Here is a 14756-nt window from a genome sequence, read left to right as displayed (position 1 = left end):
CAAATGGAGACAAGCCCATGAACCCGACCCTGAGACGCCGCGCTGTGCTGGCCACCCTGCTCGCGATGAATTGCATGAGCGCTGCCGTGGCCCAATCGCCCGGGGACGGCAAGCCGCTGCGGCTGATCGTGCCGCTTGCCGCCGGCTCCACCGTGGACGCCGTAGCGCGTGCGATTGCGCCTTCGTTTGGCAAGGCCGCCGGCCACCCGGTCGTGGTGGAAAACATCGCCGGTGCCGGCGGCATTCCCGGCACCGCTCAGGTCGTGAAGGCGCCGAAAGACGGGCTCACGCTAGGCCTGATTTCTTCGAACCATGTCATCAACCCAGGCATCTACAAGACGGTGCCCTACGACAGCCTGAAGGACATCACGCCCATAGCCGTGCTGGCGACCGTCCCGCTGGTGCTGGTGGTGAACCCCACGGTGCCGGCCAAGAGCGTTGCGGAACTGCTGGCGCATGCCAAGGCCAATCCAGGCAAGCTGAACTATGGCTCGGCGGGCAACGGCAGCACGCTGCATCTGGCGAGCGAATTGCTCATCAGTGAGACAGGCATCGACATGAAACATGTGCCATACCGTGGGACCGGTCCGCTGATCACCGATCTGGTTGGCGGCCAGGTGCAACTGGGGTTTGTGTCCATATCGCAGGTCGCGCCACAGATCAAGGCGGGCGCGTTGCGCGCACTCGCCATCTCGACTCCCGCGCGCTCCGCAAGCCTGCCCGACTTGCCGACGATGGCGGAGGCCGGCGTGCCCAGGTACAGCTTCGATGCCTGGATCGCACTCGTCGGCCCTGCCGGTTTGTCGAAGAGCGTGATGGACAGCACGTACGCGGCCGTGAAGTCGTCGTTGGCTTCCCCGGAGGCCCGGGCAGCCATTTCGGCACAGGGGCTCACGATCATCGACACCGGTCCGGAGCACGCGCCCGCCTTCTTTCAGTCGGAGCTCTCCAAGCACCAGAAGCTGGTGAAGCAGTCCGGTGCGACTCTGGACTAGGGCCTCGAGGACCCGCCCTGCGGCGCTGCCCGTCGGCAGGAGCTCACCGACGGAATGAACGCTACTACCAGTCTTCCTTGACCGCCAGCACCGCGTCGCGCGAGGCCGCCGCGCGCCCAGCCAGCCAGGCCGTCACAGTGCCGGCCGCCATCACCGCGGCGCACAGCGCGGCCAGGCGTCCCCAGGGCAGCAGCAGGTCCATGGTCCAGTGGAAGCTCTGCGGGTTGACCACGTGCACCAGCACCACCGCGACCGCGAGCCCGAGTCCCAGCCCCGCGGCCGCGCCGATGGCCGTCCAGGCCGCGCCCTCGCCGGCCACCACCGCCAGCACCTGCGCGCGCGTGAAGCCCAGGTGCGCGAGCAGCCCGAACTCCTTGCGCCGCGCCAGCACCTGCGCGCTGAAGCTGGCCGCGATGCCGAACAGCCCGATCCCGATCGCCACCGCCTGCAGCCAGTAGGTGACCGCGAAACTGCGGTCGAAGATGCGCAGCGAGGTCGCACGCAGCTGGCCGACGGAGGCGATCTCGACAGGCTCGGCCGCGCCGAGCTCGCGCGCCGCCAGGGCGCGCACGGCCTGCTGGACCTGCGCCTCGTTCGCGCCCGGCGCCAGCCAGAGCGCGACATCGCTCACGCTGCGGTCGCCCGTGAGGCGCTCGAAGTCGCGCGCGCCGATCGTGATGGCGCCGAACTGCCGCACGTAGTCGCGCCACACGCCGGCGACGAAGAAGCGCGCGCCGCCGCCGAAGGCGCGCTCCAGCGGCTCGAAGCGGGTGCCGGGTGTGGCCCCGTAGAGCTCGACCATCGCTTCGCTCACGTACACGCCGATCGCATCCGCGGGCACCGGCTGCGGCGCGCCCAGCAGGGGCAGCGAGCGCGATGCGTCTTCATCCAGGCTGCGCGATATCAGCGTGACCGAAGGCCGCGTCGGATCGAGCAGCAGCGCGCGCGTGCGCAGCGTGCCGCTGCGCGCCACGCCCGGCAGCGCCGACAGTGCCTGCACGAAGTCCGGCGTGAAGGCTGCCTGGTCTGCGCCGACCGAGCCGCCAGCCCCGGCGCTCGCGCTGCGCACATAGAGATCGGCCGGCAGCACCACGTCGAGCCATTGCGTCACCGACGCGCGAAAGCTCGCCACCATCACCGTGAGCGCGACCGCCAGGCTGAGGCTCGCGACCACGCCGCTGACGGCCACCGCCGCCGTGGCCCGCATGCGCCGCGCGCGCTCGATCGCCAGCATCGGCAGCACGCGCCGGGCGAAGATCGGCGCCAGCCGGTCGTAGAGCAGCGCGATCAGCCAGGGCAGGGCCGCGATGCCGCCGACCAGCAGGAAGCCTACGGAAAGGTACGCCGCGACCGGAATGCCGAAGACCGCCGGTGCCATCGCCAGCGCAATGCCGGCGGCAACCAGCAGCAGCGCCAGCTTGTGCGCGCCGCCTTGCGCCTGCGCCGCGCCCAGGCCCTTGAGCGTCTGCGCCTCGGGCAGCGCCTGTGCCGCGCGCGCAGGCCACCAGCCGCCCACCGCCGCGGCCAGCAGGCCCAGGCCGCCGTAGAGCAGGGCCGGCCCCCAGCGGAAGCGCAGCGTCGGCGCCACGCCCTCGAAGTAGCCGCCGCCGAGGTCCCCGCCCAGCACGCGCAGGCCGAAGGCGGCGAGCGCGGTGCCGAGTGCCAGCCCCGCGATGCTGCCGATCAGGCCCAGCGCCAGCGACTCGGCCAGCACCAGCCGCAGCCGCTCGCGCGGTGTGAGCCCGAGCACGCCCAGCAGCGCGAACTGCTGCGCACGCTTGGCCACGCTCAAGGCCAGCACCGAGAACACCAGGAAGGCGCCGGTGAACAGCGCCACCAGCGCCAGCACCGTGAGGTTGACGCGGTAGGCCCGCGAGAGATTGCTCACGCGCTCGGCCGCATCGCCGGGCTCGGCGATCTGGATGTTCGCGGGCCAGCCCGGCGACTCGCGCAGCGCACGCATGAAGTCGGCGCGGTCGGTGCCGGGCGCGAGTCGCAGGTCGATGCGGGTGAGCTGTCCGCTGCGGCCGAACAGGTCCTGGGCGGCGCCGATGTCCATCACCGCCAGCGCGGCGCCACCGGCCGAGACCTGGCCGGCGATGCGCAGCTCGCGCGTGTGGGCTCCGATGCGCAGCGGCAACCGCGTCACGCTTTCGCCGAGCGCGTTGTGTGCGGCTGCGTTGAGGAACACCGTGTCGGGCGCCAGCAGCGCGAAGCGGTCGGCGCCGTCCGCGGGCCGCGGCATCAGCGCGGGCGCGATCGTGGGCAGCACCAGCGCATCGACGCCGAGCACCCGCAGCGGAAGCCGGCGCCCGTCGACGGCCAGCGCGAGGGCCTGCGTCTCCAGCACCGGGCTGGCGAGCTGGACCTGCGGCAGCTGCGCGACGCGGCCGAACAGGGATTCATCGAAGCCGCCCTGCGCGGCGCGCAGTTCCAGGTCGGGCTGGCCGTTGACCGAGCGCACCGCGCTGGAGAACTCGTCCAGCGCCGAGGCGTTGATCAGGTGCACCGAGAAGGCCAGCGCCACGCCCAGCATCACCGCCAGCACGGCCGCGGCGCTGCGCCAGGGGTGGTGGCGGAGTTCCTGCCAGGAAAAGGTGCGGAGGAGGGCGCGCATCGAAGGGCATTGTCCGCGACAGATTGGAGCCGCTGCAAAGCTCGCAAATTGTCGCGTAGTGCACTGCGGGTCAGGGCGCGCCAGCAACATCGCAGCCCTCGAATCGCCCGCTTACCGTCCGTGCGCGCCTTGCTCCCCCTCCGAACTCCACGCTGGCACGACGGCGGCCTCGCAAGCGAGCCGACGGTCCTGGCTGTTCTGCTCCTCACGCTGGGGTGGCTGTTCGACTTGGGCCTGCGTGATGCCTCCAGGATGGCGCTTGTCTTCCTGTTTGGCGCCTGGCTGCTGATGTTCCTGCGACTGCCGGCGCGCCCCCGCGCCGCGGCCGAGGACCTGTGGCGCCTGGGCTTCGGGCTCGACCTGGCACTGCGCGTCTGCCTGATGAGCCTGTACCGGACCCAGCCAGACTCGGCCCTGGTGCTGGAAGCCGTCGGCAATACCTCTGGCGTGGAGGCGCGGGAGTTCATGCAGCACCACGCCGTGCGACTGGGCCTCTGCGTCCTGCTCGGCCTTGCCTTCGCCATCGCCGCGCTGGCGTCGCGGCGCCGGCGGAGATGCATCGACCCGCACGCGCCGCGGCGCTACCGCCTTGCCATGCTCATGCTGCTGTTCGCGGCGCTGCACGCCAACCCCATGCTGCGTGCCTCGAACCCTTTCGCGTCCTGGTGGAGCCAGGCCAAGGGCTACAAGGACTACCAAGCCCATATCCGGCTGCTCGCGGCCACGCGCGAGGCCTCGGCACTGCGGGTGGAGGCGCTCGATGTCCGGTACGACGGACCCGCGCGCAACACCCTGGCCTTCGTGATCGGCGAGAGTGTCAACCGCAACGACTGGAGCCTCTACGGCTACGCCCGGACCACCTCGCCGCTTCTGCAGCGCAGGGCCGGGGAACTGGTGGTCTTCCGTGACGTGCTCGCCGCGTATCCGGCCACCGTCGGCGCCGTCCAGATGATGCTGACCTGCAAGGATCGCCACAGCCTTCCTGGCGCCGAGCCCCTGTGCCCCAGCGTCACGCTGCTGGCGAAGGCCGCGGGCTACAAGACCTTCTGGATCTCCAACCAGCACGACCGCTACATCAATAAGCGGTTTGCCAAGGAAGCCGATGTGCAGCAGCTCGAGAACACGGGCGGGCGGCGCAGTGACCGCAGCCTGGACGAGCGGCTGGGCCCAGCGTGGCAAGCCGCGCTGGACGATCCCGCGCCGCGCAAGCTGATCATCGTGCACCTGCTGGGCGCCCACCCGCACTATGCAGACCGTCGGCCGGACGCGTTTGCACGGTTCAACGGCGTCGACGATCCGGTGTCGCGGCGCCTGCGGCAGGAAGGACGGATGCCCTGGATCGTCGCCCAGCGCGACGAATACGACAACGCGCTGCTCTACCACGACCATGTGGTCGCAGGACTGCTCGAACAGTTCATACGCGTGCCCGGCGAAGGGCCGCGCAACTTTCTCTACACGTCGGACCATGGCCAGGAAGTGGGACACACGCGCAACTACGCCGGGCATACCGACGCGCTACCGGGCTATGAGGTCCCGATGCTGCTCTGGACCTCGACGCCGATGGAGCGCGACGAGCGGGACAAGCTCGCCGCGCGTCCCTACCAGAACGACCTGCTCGAGTGGACGCTGCTGGACCTGCTCGGCGTCTCCATCAAGGGCGGGGAGCCCTGGCACTCGGTGGTGGGGCCGGCTTTCCGCGAGTCGCCGCGCGGCCGGGGCTGGAAGACTGGCGCTGTCGGCCTTCGCGGTGCCGGGCCCGGCCCGTAGAGCCTGCGAGTGCTCAGGCCGGTGCCGGCAACTCGCGCAGGCTGCGCATCGGCGAGGCAAAGATCAGCCAGGCCTGCAACCCGAAGCCTGCGAGCGCCAGCAGCAGGCAGGCCGGCTCGCCCCAGGCCGCGCCCACCGCCCCGCCGAGCGCGGCGCCCAGCGGACGCATGCCGGCATTGACCGCGAGGAACAGGGCCGAGACGCGCCCGAGCATGGCCTCGGGCGTGACGGTCTGCCGCAGGGTGGTGGACGCGATGACCCAGATGATCGGCCCGACGCCGAAGAGGAACATCGAGACCGAGGCCAGCAGTCCGCTGGGCACGGCCAGGGTGGCCACCATCGCCAGCGCCGCCAGCACCGAGACGGCCGGGCCGAACTGGATCGCCCGGCCGAGCGGCATGCGCCGCATCAGGCGTGGCGCCATCAGCGCGCCGGCCACCATGCCCGCGCCGCAGGCGCCCAGCGTGAGGCCGACCGCATCCGCGCCGAGTCCCAAGGCGCGCACCGCGTGCGGCACGTAGGCGGCCTGCAGCACGAACCACGAAACGTTCCACGCTACGGCGGTCAGCAGGATCGGCCGCAGCAGCGCGTGCCGCCAGACGAAGGCAGCGCCGTCGCGCAGCTCGAGCAGCGGATGGCGCGCAGGCAACTCCGCGCGCCGCGGCTCGGCGATGCGCAGCAGCAGCGCGACGGCCGAGCCCGACAGCATCGCGGCCAGCACGAAGGCCACCGGCGCCCCCAGCCATGCGACCAGTGCGCCACCGAGCGCCGGCCCGGCGGCGAAGGCGGCACTGCGCGCAAGCTCGAGCCGGCCGTTGGCGCGCGCCAGCGCCTCGCGCGGCACGAGCGCCGGCACCAGCGCGGGCGCCGCGACGCTGAAGCCAACCGTGCCCACGGCGCCGATGAAGCCGAGCACCGCGAGCCATGCAATCGAGAGAGCCGCGCTCGACGAGACCGCCAGCAGGCCGAGCAAGGACAGCGCCCGTAGCGCCTCTGCCGCCACCATCAGTCGCTGCCGCGAGCGCCGGTCGGCCAGCAGGCCCAGGGGAATCGAGAGCAGCAGGAAGGGCAGGGTCTGGACGGCGGCCAGCAGGCCGATTTCGCCCGGGCCGGCGCCGAGCGCAAGCACCGCGAGCAGCGGCACCGCCGCGAGGCTCAGCTGCTCGGCGGACTGGGCCGCGAGGTTGGCTCCGGCGAGCCGGTGGAACGAGGGGGAAAGGGAGGCGCTCATGTGCAGGCTCGCGAAGCGGGTGTGGCCCGATCTTCGTGCACGGGCCGTCGCGGCGCTGGCCGTATCCGGACGCGCGAGCGCCGCCACTCGGCGCGCCGACATCGGCAACGCGCAGGCAGCCTTGCGCGGCGGCGCGCTCCAGCACGCCGGCGATCAGCCCGCGCGGACCGCAGACATACAGGTGGCGACCTTCGCCCAGGTTCATGGTGCGTTCGCCAGGACGCCGTGAAGGCTCGCCGCCGCGGCCAGCAGTTCGCGCTCGCGCTGCGGATGGCCGACCAGCTGCACGCCGATCGGCAGGCCCTGCGGCCCGTGCAGGCCAGGCACATTGAGGCACGGCAAGCCGAGCAGGGTCCAGACCCGGCTGAACACCGGATCGCCCGTGGCGGCCAAGCCGGCCGGCGCCTCGCCCGGCGCGGCGGGCACCAGTAGAGCGTCCAGGCCTTGCATCAGCGCGCCGAGCGTGCGGCGGCCTTCGCCGGCTTGCGCCAGGGCCTGCCGGTAGTCGGCCTCGCTGCAGTCCCGGCCGCTCTGCAGCAGCCCGTGCAGGGCGGCGCTGAGCTGTTGCGGATACAGCCGCCATTCGACGTCGAGCTGGCGCGCGGCCTCGTAGGCCATTACGGTCTTCTGCGCATTCAGCAGGCCCGCCGATGCAGCAGGCAGGGCGATATCGCGCAGGTGCGCGCCGGCGGCGCCCGCGAGCTTCATCGCGTGCTCGAAGGCGGCGACACCGCCGGCATCGGCCGCCGGCCACTCGTGAGTGCGGCAAACGCCGAGGCGCAGCGCGCGCGGCGCGGGCGGCTGCAGCGGCTCGAAAGGCGTGCCGCTCATCGCGCAGCGCATCAGCTCGAGGTCTTCCGCGCTGCGCGCCAGCCAGCCGAGCGTGTCCAGCGAGGGCGAGAAGGGCTTGATGCCCTCCATGCTGCCGGCGCCGAAGCCGGGCTTGAGCGCGAACACGCCGCAGAACGAAGCCGGCCGGATCAGCGAGCCCGCAGTCTGCGTGCCGAAGGCGATCGGCACCATGCCGTCGGCGACCGCGGCGGCGGAGCCGCTGGATGAGCCGCCCGGCGTGTGCGCCGGGTTGCGTGGATTGGCGGTGGGGCCGGGCTGAAAATAGGCGAACTCGGTGGTCACGGTCTTGCCCATCACGACCGCGCCGGCCGCGCGCGCCGCCGCGACGCAGTGCGCGTCCGCGGCGGGCCGGAAGCCTTCGTAGATCGGCGAGCCGTAGCGCGTGGGCAAGTCCGCGGTGGCGATGATGTCCTTGACGCCCAGCGGCACCCCGCCGAGCAGGCCGGGAAGGCCGCGCGCATCGAGGGCGCGCGCGGCAGCCAGTGCGCCGTCCGCATCGACGTGCTGCCAGGCGTGGATCACCGGCTCGCGCTCGGCGATGCGTTCGAGGGCGGCGCGGGCAACGTCCTCGGCGCTCAGTTCGCGGCGCCCCAAGGCGTGCCGCAACGCGACCGCGGTCATGTCGATATAGGTGGTGCTGCTCATGCAAGAACTCCCGAGGGGCGGCGCCACGGGCTGCAAGCGGCGGCGCAGGTATTCGATGCGCGATGCGATGGATCTTAGGATGGCGCAGTGGTGTTGGGCAATTCACGTGGTCGACAAGATTCGCGTGCGAGAACTCAGAGGCTCTGCGCGCCGCGGAAGGTGGTCTGCGGCCCGGGCTCCTGCTGGGGCGGTCGGCGCTTCGCACCGACTGCGCTGCGGTGCTCGCCTGGGGGCGGCGCCGCAGAACTCGCTACGCGCCCTGCGGGCGCTGCGCTCAGACAGCTGCGGCGAGTCAGTTCACGAAGCGCGCCTGTCCTTCGGCAGGCGCGCCCGCCCCCAGGCTGCGCTCCTCGCCGCCCCAGAAGTCGCCCGGGCCGCAGACCACCTTCCGCGGAGGACACGTCGGGGGTTGATCCGAATACCGCGGCCACGCCGCAGCGGTTGGGGGTCTTCGGGATACCGGCACACCGTCTCCCGCAAAGGTGCCTGCGGGTGTGCGGGGCGGCGTGCCTCTGTGGCGCCGAGAAGCGCAGTGCAGCCGGCCGGCACGCCTGCCGAAGGACAGGCGTGCTTCGTGAACTGACTTGCCGCGGCTGTCTGAGCAGAGTGAACGAAGTGAACGTCGCGAGTTCCGCGGCAGGCCGGCTGCGCGAGCATCGCAGGGAAGTCGGCGCGAAGCGACGACCGCCACAGTGGCACGCCGCACCGCACACCCGCAGGCGCCTTTGCGGCGCGCAGCATTGACCATCACCTCGCGCTCTTTCACGTCCATCCGCGCAGGAGTCAGGCGGCCTTCGCGCGCTCCGGTGCAAACATCGATTCCATCTCCTGACGCAGCTTGTACGCCTGCGTGGTGGTGTCCATCGCCACGTCGGCCCAGCAAAGGCTCTGCCCCTTCTTCACCGGCCGCACCAGCTTCACGTTGTGCGCAAGCCCGAGCGGCAGCCCACCGAGCCGCATCGAGCGATCGGCCGGCAGCAGCTTGCCCCACACCGTGTAGCCGCCTTCGCCGTCGAGCGTTTCACCGGCGGCGAGGTCGCGCTTGGCGGTGGCCACCACGTCGGCGTTCCAGCAGGTAGCCACGCCGGTGGGTTCGCCGCGCAGCGCCACGCTCGCGACCGAGACACCGACCTCCAGGCCGATCAGGTGCCAGCGCTTGTAGAGCGTGAAGTAGCGCCCGCCCGGATCGGTGTGGGCGTTGTATTCCTCGAAGCAGTTCTTGATGTACTCGGTCTCGGCCTCGACCGTCACCCACACGCCCATGCGGATGTCGTAAGGGATGCGGCGGCCGTCCGCCTCCAGCGATGAGACCACCTCCACCATGCCCTTGCGTTCGAGCACCCCGCCTTCGCTCCTCGGCCGCGTGACGAAGGGGATGTCCTCCACGCTGGCCGGCGGGTAGAGCAGGCCGTCGGAGGGTACGCCCAGGCCGGTGGCATTGGCCACCGCCGCGCTCTCGATCGAAGGCTTGGAGCCGTCGAGGAAGCTGTTGAACATCTTGGGGTTGAGCCCGCCGCGCTTCGCCTGCTCGGGCGTGAGGCCGTAGTGGCCCCACACGGTCTCGGGTGTCGACTCGCTGAAATGCGGCAACCACTTGTGGCCCCGCCCGGCCGCCACCACCGGGAAGCCGCAGGTGCGGGCCCAGTCGACCAGGTCGCAGATCAGCGCCGGCTGGTCGCCGAAGGCCAGCGAATACACCACGCCGGCCTGCTGCGCGCGGCGCGCCAGCAGCGGGCCGCAGAAGGCGTCGGCCTCCACCGTCACGTTGACCACGTGCTTGCCGTGTGCGAAGGCGTCGAGGCAGTGCTCGACGGCGGCCACGGGGTTGCCGGTGCACTCCACCACGATGTCGATCGAAGGCTCGCGCGTCACGGCCCGCCAGTCCTCGGTGATCCAGGTGGTGCCGTCGCGCAGCGCCTCCTGCGCCGAACCGGCCGCGGCACGCTCGGGCACCCAGCCCACGCGTTCGAGGTTGGTGCGCGCCGCATCCGGCGAGAGGTCGGCAATGGCCACCAGCTGAACGCCGGGCGTGCGCGGGATCTGCGCCAGGTACATCGCGCCGAACTTGCCGGCGCCGATCAGGCCGATGCGCACCGGCTTGTTCTCGGCGGCGCGCTGCTGGAGTCGTTGATGCAGGCTCATCGCTCAGGCCGCCACGGTGTCGATGCTTTCCAGCGAGGTGCGAAGCGCGCTCTCGGGCAACCCGCCCTTCCACGGCGTCTCGACAGGGTAGGGCTTCAGCAGGCAGTCGTCGGGCAGCAGTGCGATGGGCGTGAAGTCGCGGTGCGCGATGTATTCGGGCCGCTTGAAGCGGCGGATGTGGTTGCTGACCGCGCACAGGCTCAGGTACACCGCCACGCGGTTGAAGGGCGAAAGGTTGCTGCCCGAGGCATGCACCAGGCAGCTGTGGAACAGGATCATCGAGCCGGCCGGGCCCTTGGGCGCGACGATGCCGCCGTGCTTGCCGCCGGCGCGATCCACGAGCTGCCGGATCAGCGCATGGTCGATGGTCCACAGCGGATAGCTCGTGGTCGTCAGGTCGTGCTGCGCCTCGATCACGCCCTTGCGATGGCTGCCGGGAATGAACATCAGCGGCCCGTTGAACTCGCTCACGTCGTCGAGGAAGATCGCGACGTTCATCGCGCGCTCGGTCGGCATCAGGTCGTCGTTGAGCCAGGTGCCGTAGTCCTGGTGCCATTGCCAGACGTCGCCCTCGAAGGCCATCTTGCCGTTGATCTTGAACTGGTGCATGTAGACCTCTTCCTCGAAGAGGTCCATCACCGGGCCCACCATGCGCGGATGACGCGCCAGCCGCGCGAAGGGCTCGCTGATCAGGTGGGCTGCAAAGTTGGTGCGCACCGCGTCCGAGCCCTTCTCGCGCACGTTGAAAGCCTCGCGCCGGCTGTAGAGCGCGGGCACCGCGTCGGTCAGCACCTTGGTTTCCTCGGGGGAAAAATGGCCGGGAAAGAAGAGGTAGCCGTCGCGCTCGAACTGCGCGCGCTGCTCGGGGGTGAGTCTCATGCGGTGTCTCCTGTCGATGTGTTGGCGGAAAGACGTTCGGCCAGGCGCGTGCCCAATGTCTGGGCTGCCTGGGTGACATGCGTGTCGCTGAGGCGCGCGGCCCGGTCGGCATTGCCGGCCGCGATGGCCTTCGCGATGGCCTCGTGCTCGTCCCACAGCGACTCGCGCTGCGGCACGGACTGCAGCACCGCGCCCATCGCCCGGCGCAGGTGGCGCCAGTGCTGGTCGGCGCTCTGCGCGATCAGCGGGTTGCCGGAGGCGGCGTAGATGGCGTGATGGAAGGCGACGTCGGCCTCGATCATGGCCTCCACGCTGCGGCCGCGCGCGGCACGACGGCCGCGCTCGATCAGCTTCGGGTCGATGCGATAGCGCTGCGCCGCGGCGAGCCGCGCCGCCAGCACGTCGAGCGCGCCGCGCACCTGGTAGACCTTGTGCATCCACTCGACGTCCAGCGGCGCCACCAGCAGGCCGCGGCCGGGCGCGTCGAGCACGAAGCCGTCCTTCTTCAGCAGGCGCAGCGCCTGCAGCACCGGCTGGCGCGACACGGCCAGGCGCCGGGCCAGGTCTTCCTGCGTGATGCGCTCGCCGGGCGCCAGCGAGCCGCTGCTGATCGCGTCGTGCAGGGCGCGGTAGACCTGGTCGACGAGGTCGGGGGCGGCGGCGATCTGGAGCAACTGGGCGGGCATCGGAGAACCGTGTCTTTGAACTCTGTATACAGAGTACGACCGGCGATGCGGCGTGGCACTAGGGGTTTATGCGGGGCGTTCGCCCAGCACCGGAGGGGCGCCAGATTCCCATCGGGGACCGGCGCCGAAACAGGAGCGGGGCCTTCAGACCGGTGCAGCCCGGCCACCGCGCCGCGCGTGCTCCAGGCGCTCGATCAGGTCTTTGGGAAGTCGTCGCGCCCGCGCGATGTCCACAGCGTCGCGACCCTTCGAATCCGCAATGGACGGATCCGCGCCGGCCTGGATGAGGAGATCGAGCGTCTTGAGCCGCTGCAGCCTGGCTGCGTAGAACAGGGCCGTCTCGCCATGCGCCCTCAGGCCCAGGGCCGGCCGCGTATTCAGGAGTTCGCGGCACATCGCGTCGTCGTCTTTCCAGACCACCGCCCACAGCGAGTAGCTGGCATCGGCGCCCTGTTGCAGGAGGAAGCTGGCCAGGGGACGGTTCTCGCCGCGTGCCACGGCGTACCAGAGGGGCGTTGCACGAAAGTCGCCTTCGTCTTCATCCATCGGCACCGCCGCTTCGAGCTCGGCCCCGGCGCCGAGCAGGCAGGCCACTGTCTCGATGCCATTGGTTTCCGCCAGCTGCGCGCTGCTGCCGGGCTTGACGGCGCACGCCACATGCAGGGCGGTGCGGCCACGGGGATCCGTTGCGGTGACCAGCTCGGGCGCAGCAGCCAGTGCTGCTGCGACGGCAGGCGCGTCCCAGTTGCCTGCCGCGGCGAAAAGCGATGTCCTGGACGGCTTGCGCATGTTCAACGCCGCGAGCAGACGCTGACGACCACCTTGCAGGGCTCGGTGGGCAGATGGCTGTCGCACTGGCTGGCAGCCGCCTTGCCCGCGGCGCTGGCCGTGGCAGCGACGGCCGTTCCCCATTCCCCGTAGTTGCCCGTCGCGAGCGCGCCGCAGGCGCGATCGAAGTAGGTGCGGACGGCACAGCCGCCCGGGCGGCGCGCTGCACGGTCGCACTGGGCGCGTGCAGCCGCCTCGGCGGCTTCGCGGGAAGGCTGATCGAATGCGTAGCCATACCATCCCTGCAGGGACGCGATGGCTCCCCAGCTTGGGCCGGTGTCGGCACGGGCCACGCCCATCGCAATGCCCATCAGCGCACAGCACAACAGCAGCGCACGCGGACGAGGCAGGTGAACAGAACGTGATCGAAAACGCATCTGGCGAGGATCGCACAACTGGCCCGGCAGGATCCGCACGCGCTCACGGCCCGGCTCTAGGGCTGACCGACAACGACGCCTTCGTACGGGTCCAGTACCAGCGTTCCTTTTTCTATCCGCTCGGCGCGCGTCGGAGCCGTCGATGCCAGCACGATCGACCGGTCCGGCAGCAGGGCGGGCGGCAAGGCTGCCGCAGTGGCTCCGAAGTTCAGCACCACCACCACCCGTCGGCCCTCGAAGGTGCGTGCATACGCCAGCACGTCCTCTTCGCTTTCCAGACCCTCGTAGCTGCCCCGGTTCAGCGCCGGCTGCGCGCGGCGCAGCGCGATGAGCCGCCGATAGAGCGTCAGCGTGGATGTTGCGTCGCGCGACTGCGATTCGACGTTGCGCTGAGGCCAGTCGTCCGCCAGGCGCAGCCATGGGGTGCCGGTGGTGAAGCCTGCCTGCGGTGCGCTGCTCCACTGCATCGGCGTGCGCCGCGGATCGCGGCCCAGGCCTCTGCCCGGCTCATTTTTCTCGAACGGGTCCTGCACTTCCTCCGGAGGAATAGGGACGTCGGTCATGCCGATCTCGTCGCCATAGTAGAGCGTCGGGGTGCCGCGCAAGGTGAGCAGCAGCATGGCCGCCAGCCGCGCCATCTGCGGCCCGACGCGGCTGGCGATACGGGGCTTGTCATGGTTTCCCAACACCCAGTTCGGCGCAGCGCCGGAGGGCAAGGCGGCTTCGTAGTCGCGGACCAGGCGGTCGATATGCCGGGCCTGCCACTGCGCGCCGATCAATTGAAAGTTGAAGGGCAACTGCACGCCTTCGAGCACGCCGTCGGCGTTGAGCCCGTAAAAGGCGACCAGGCGCGAGAGCGGCAGGTACAGCTCGCCGACCAGTACGCGCGACGACGCCGCATCGCTGAAGGCGTCGACCACGCGCCGCATCTCCGCCACGACCTGCTGCATTTCCGGCTGGTCCGTGGAGTAGAGCGGAATCCAGCGCAGCGATGGGAATTGGCCGGCGACGAAGTCCGGGTTGGGCGGGTTGTCGCGGAACTGCGCGTCCTTGATGAGGTCGGAGAGCACGTCGACGCGGAAGCCGTCCACGCCGCGCCGCAACCAGAAGCGAAGCACCTCGTACATCGCGGCGCGCACCTCCGGGTTGCGCCAGTTGAGGTCGGGCTGTTCCTTCAGGAACGAATGGCAGTAGTACTGCCCGGTGGCAGGATCGAGCGTCCAGGCCGGGCCGCCGAAGTTGCTGAGCCAGTTGTTGGGCGGGCCGCCGTCGGGCGCCGGGTCGCGCCACAGGTACCAGTCACGCTGCGGATTGCTGCGCGCGCTGCGGCTCTGCATGAACCAGGGATGCCGGTCGGACGTATGGTTGGGCACGAAGTCGAGGATGAGCTTGAGCCCCCGCGCATGAACCTCGCCGACCAGTGCGTCGAAGCCGGCCAGCGTGCCGAAGCGCGGATCGATGTCGCAATAGTCGGAAATGTCGTAGCCGAAGTCGGCCATCGGCGAAGGAAAAATCGGCGAGATCCAGATGGCATCGATACCGAGGGCGACCAGGTGGTCGAGCCGCGATCGGATGCCGTCGAGGTCGCCGATGCCGTCGCCGTTGCTGTCTTGAAACGACCTCGGGTAGATCTGATAGAAGATCCCGTGCCGCCACCAGTCGTCTGCCGACATCCTCATCCTTTCGATTCCGGGAGCGCCGTTCTGGCGTAGTGGTCCGCTACCGTCATGCCACGGT

General features: G+C 70.5%; 11 protein-coding genes. 2 read left to right on the top strand and 9 right to left on the bottom strand.

All coding sequences use genetic code 11. The features are described from left to right. Positions 1-17 precede the first annotated feature (17 nt). On the top strand, positions 18-995 hold the full coding sequence (locus tag ACMGEZ_RS07795) for a Bug family tripartite tricarboxylate transporter substrate binding protein (protein WP_436821688.1): 978 nt from the start codon (positions 18-20) through the stop codon (positions 993-995). Between the two features lie 64 nt (positions 996-1059). Here the strand turns inward: ACMGEZ_RS07795 and ACMGEZ_RS07790 are convergent, their stop codons facing one another. Beyond that, positions 1060-3612: an ABC transporter permease gene (locus ACMGEZ_RS07790; protein WP_436821687.1), complete on the bottom strand. Its 2553-nt coding sequence runs from the start codon at positions 3610-3612 to the stop codon at positions 1060-1062. Positions 3613-3741: 129 nt separating this feature from the next. Between ACMGEZ_RS07790 and ACMGEZ_RS07785 the strand changes: the two genes are divergently transcribed. Further along, the gene (locus ACMGEZ_RS07785) at positions 3742-5379 is read left to right on the top strand and encodes a phosphoethanolamine transferase (RefSeq protein ID WP_436821686.1); all 1638 of its coding nucleotides are present in this window, start codon (positions 3742-3744) and stop codon (positions 5377-5379) included. Between the two features lie 13 nt (positions 5380-5392). Here the strand turns inward: ACMGEZ_RS07785 and ACMGEZ_RS07780 are convergent, their stop codons facing one another. From ACMGEZ_RS07780 to ACMGEZ_RS07745, 8 genes are all read right to left on the bottom strand, one after another. Next, complete coding sequence (locus ACMGEZ_RS07780) at positions 5393-6610, bottom strand: MFS transporter (protein ID WP_436821685.1); 1218 nt, start codon at positions 6608-6610, stop codon at positions 5393-5395. A 201-nt stretch (positions 6611-6811) separates the two neighbouring features. Next, positions 6812-8083, bottom strand: coding sequence for an amidase (locus ACMGEZ_RS07775; RefSeq protein ID WP_436821781.1), 1272 nt, complete (start codon positions 8081-8083; stop codon positions 6812-6814). 807 nt (positions 8084-8890) lie between these two features. After that, the gene (locus tag ACMGEZ_RS07770; RefSeq protein ID WP_436821684.1) at positions 8891-10249 is read right to left on the bottom strand and encodes an NAD(P)H-dependent oxidoreductase; all 1359 of its coding nucleotides are present in this window, start codon (positions 10247-10249) and stop codon (positions 8891-8893) included. Between the two features lie 3 nt (positions 10250-10252). Continuing rightward, complete coding sequence (locus tag ACMGEZ_RS07765; protein ID WP_436821683.1) at positions 10253-11128, bottom strand: phytanoyl-CoA dioxygenase family protein; 876 nt, start codon at positions 11126-11128, stop codon at positions 10253-10255. Then, entirely contained in the window at positions 11125-11814 is a 690-nt protein-coding gene (locus tag ACMGEZ_RS07760; RefSeq protein ID WP_436821682.1) for a GntR family transcriptional regulator, read from the bottom strand. The genes ACMGEZ_RS07765 and ACMGEZ_RS07760 overlap by 4 nt, the downstream gene beginning before the upstream one ends. Before the next feature lie 144 nt (positions 11815-11958). After that, positions 11959-12603, bottom strand: coding sequence for an ankyrin repeat domain-containing protein (locus ACMGEZ_RS07755; RefSeq protein ID WP_436821681.1), 645 nt, complete (start codon positions 12601-12603; stop codon positions 11959-11961). 2 nt (positions 12604-12605) lie between these two features. Then, the gene (locus ACMGEZ_RS07750) at positions 12606-13058 is read right to left on the bottom strand and encodes a DUF4189 domain-containing protein (RefSeq protein WP_436821680.1); all 453 of its coding nucleotides are present in this window, start codon (positions 13056-13058) and stop codon (positions 12606-12608) included. Between the two features lie 17 nt (positions 13059-13075). Then, a complete protein-coding gene (locus ACMGEZ_RS07745) occupies positions 13076-14692 on the bottom strand; it encodes an alpha-amylase family glycosyl hydrolase (protein ID WP_436821780.1) in 1617 nt (538 codons plus the stop codon). Positions 14693-14756: the final 64 nt, after the last annotated feature.

It is taken from the genome of Variovorax stachyos (genome assembly GCF_051400855.1).
Classification (GTDB): domain Bacteria; phylum Pseudomonadota; class Gammaproteobacteria; order Burkholderiales; family Burkholderiaceae_C; genus Variovorax.
The sequence above is the reverse complement of the archived record's forward strand: the minus strand, read 5'-3'. Positions and strand labels throughout refer to the sequence as shown.

Bases quoted from the DNA above. Each gene is read 5' to 3' on its own strand.
- ACMGEZ_RS07765 (WP_436821683.1), bottom strand. From the start codon at position 11,128: ATGAGACTCACCCCCGAGCAGCGCGCGCAGTTCGAGCGCGACGGCTAC.
- ACMGEZ_RS07795 (WP_436821688.1), top strand. From the start codon at position 18: ATGAACCCGACCCTGAGACGCCGCGCTGTGCTGGCCACCCTGCTCGCG.
- ACMGEZ_RS07745 (WP_436821780.1), bottom strand. From the start codon at position 14,692: ATGTCGGCAGACGACTGGTGGCGGCACGGGATCTTCTATCAGATCTAC.
- ACMGEZ_RS07775 (WP_436821781.1), bottom strand. From the start codon at position 8,083: ATGACCGCGGTCGCGTTGCGGCACGCCTTGGGGCGCCGCGAACTGAGC.
- ACMGEZ_RS07790 (WP_436821687.1), bottom strand. From the start codon at position 3,612: ATGCGCGCCCTCCTCCGCACCTTTTCCTGGCAGGAACTCCGCCACCAC.
- ACMGEZ_RS07770 (WP_436821684.1), bottom strand. From the start codon at position 10,249: ATGAGCCTGCATCAACGACTCCAGCAGCGCGCCGCCGAGAACAAGCCG.
- ACMGEZ_RS07760 (WP_436821682.1), bottom strand. From the start codon at position 11,814: ATGCCCGCCCAGTTGCTCCAGATCGCCGCCGCCCCCGACCTCGTCGAC.
- ACMGEZ_RS07780 (WP_436821685.1), bottom strand. From the start codon at position 6,610: ATGAGCGCCTCCCTTTCCCCCTCGTTCCACCGGCTCGCCGGAGCCAAC.
- ACMGEZ_RS07755 (WP_436821681.1), bottom strand. From the start codon at position 12,603: ATGCGCAAGCCGTCCAGGACATCGCTTTTCGCCGCGGCAGGCAACTGG.